Genomic DNA, 1590 nt, shown 5'->3' with positions numbered 1-1590 from the left:
CCCGGGCCGGTCGCAGCCCCTGCCGTGAGCGCACCCCAGAGGCTGGCCGTCTGCGGGTCCAGCGGTGTGCTGGTTTTCAGGTGGTCCTTGAGCTGCTGCTGGATCTGGCTGGCCGCCTGGCCATCGAGCTGGTGCAGCGCCAGCAGGGCCTGGGTGCTGGCCAGGTCGGCCTGCTGCAGGGATTGGGTCAGGCGCTGCATCGCAGCGGTCTGCTCGGGGCTGAGCTCAGCGCCCTCAGCGCCGCTGCCCCGGATCGCTTGCGCGACCGAGCCGCTGACCTTGTTCCAGGCGCGCTGCCAGAGCTTGTTGTCGCTGGCCTGCACGGTCTCCTGCGCGGTGGCCACCAGCAGCAGCTGCTCGGCCAGGGCCTGCAGGCTGGCCGCTTCGCGCGCTTGCTGGCGCTGCGCGCGGGTTTGCAAGAGGCGCTGGTAGGCCGGCTGCTTGGCATCTGGCAGCAGCGGCGCGATGGACTGCATCACTTGCTTTTCATGCCACCAGCTGCGTGTGAAGGCATCGAGCACCTGCACCGAGCGCACGGTGCCGGCAAACTCGGCCGTCGCCGCGCGCCAGCGCTGCAGGTCGGCAGCGGTTTGCGCGGCTGTGGTGTCGCTGCCGATCTGGTTGAGCAGCACCAGCACGGGCTTGTCCATCCACTGCAGGATGCGCATCTCGCTGGCCCAGTAACCGGCGTCGGCCGGGTCTTCGGCGGCATTGACCAGGTAGAGCATCACATCGGCATGGTCACGCGCGGCCTGCAAGGCGCGCTGACTCATGTAGAAGGGTTTGTCGCGCCAGCGGTCCCAGACGTTGGACAGAAACCAGCCCAGCGGGTTGCCCTGCTGCTTCAAACGGTTGTAGAGCCGCACCGAATCGCCAAAACCCGGCGTGTCCCAGAGCCAGAGTTCATCGCCCTGTTCGGTGCGCTGCAGCAGGTAGCGCTGCGATTGGCTGGTGACATGGGCGGCGTCCTGCACTTCGCCAATGTCCTCGGCCACCAGGGTGCGGGCCAGCGTGGTCTTGCCGATATTGGTGTGCGACAGCAGGCACCAGGCGATGGTCTGGTCGTTGGCCGCATCCGCTGCCTGCGGCACGGCGGTGGGGAGAGGGGGGGCGTTCGTCATCTCGGTCATCGTGCGGGTCTCGTCAGGTGCCGGTGGTGATCAGCTGGGCGTTGAAGCCGTGCTGCTGGGCAAATTCTTGCCACAGCGCTTCGCGCTCCTGCAGGCGGCGGGGGGCGCCGGCATTGCGCGCGGCAAAGTCGCTGGCCCAGAGCCAGAGCTGGCCGTTGGCGCCAAAGCGGCTGCGCAGCTGGGCCAGCAGCTCGCCATGCACCTCGGCCTCGGGCGTGGCCGACAGGTTGATGAGCGCAATCGCCTGCGCAGCCGGGGCGATATCAACAGCCGGCAGCGCTGCGCCATAGGCCAGGGTCGGCAGCCAGTCGACATGGGCGCCGGCGCCATAGAGGCCGATGGCATGGTGGTCGATCGCCGCGCGGCGCTCGGGCGTCACCTCCATGCTGAAAGGCAGCAGCACCAGGCGCGTGGCCAGGCCGCCAAAATCGCGCTGCAGGCGGGCAAAGTAGGCCTGGTT

1 protein-coding gene and 1 pseudogene are annotated in these 1590 nt (G+C 68.6%); both read right to left on the bottom strand.

Annotation, left to right across the window (positions count from 1 at the left end):
* Positions 1-1130: GTPase domain-containing protein (locus H928_RS28105; protein WP_239644980.1), on the bottom strand; the 1130-nt coding region annotated here is incomplete at its 3' end.
* Positions 1131-1143: 13 nt separating this feature from the next.
* A pseudogene (locus H928_RS32415) lies at positions 1144-1590 on the bottom strand (DUF2868 domain-containing protein); the annotation flags it as partial.

Source organism: Comamonas sp. B-9, assembly GCF_000410635.1.
Taxonomy (GTDB): Bacteria; Pseudomonadota; Gammaproteobacteria; order Burkholderiales; family Burkholderiaceae_C; genus Comamonas.
Note: the sequence above shows the minus strand (reverse complement) of the source record. Positions and strands in the feature narration are given on the sequence as shown.